Origin of the sequence: Polynucleobacter nymphae (assembly GCF_018882155.1) — a bacterium.
GTDB classification, from domain to species: Bacteria; Pseudomonadota; Gammaproteobacteria; order Burkholderiales; family Burkholderiaceae; genus Polynucleobacter; species Polynucleobacter nymphae.
Map to the genome: position 1 here is coordinate 1 of NZ_JACVPA010000021.1, position 241 is coordinate 241.

Below are 241 nucleotides of genomic sequence, written 5' to 3' on the forward strand. Positions count from 1 at the left end.
CCGCACCAGAAATTGAACCTACTGTATCAGTAGCGCCAACAATATAGGTTGCGCCGCTAGCGACAGTTACTGCCGTATTGTCAGGTAAAGCACCGGTAACATTTAAGGTGCCAGCGTTAATGGTGGTAGTACCAGTGTAGGTATTGGTGTTGGTAAATACCTCAGTACCCGTTGTCAAGGTTACGCTGCCAGCGCCACTGATCACACCGTTAAAGGTGTCATGAGCGTCGCTGATGGTCAA

The 241-nt window shown here is 49.4% G+C and carries 1 protein-coding gene; it reads right to left on the reverse strand.

Translation table 11 applies throughout. The annotated features are described in order from the left end of the window. A partial coding sequence (locus ICN29_RS10655) for a hypothetical protein (protein WP_216133010.1) occupies positions 1-241 on the reverse strand: 241 nt, incomplete at both ends.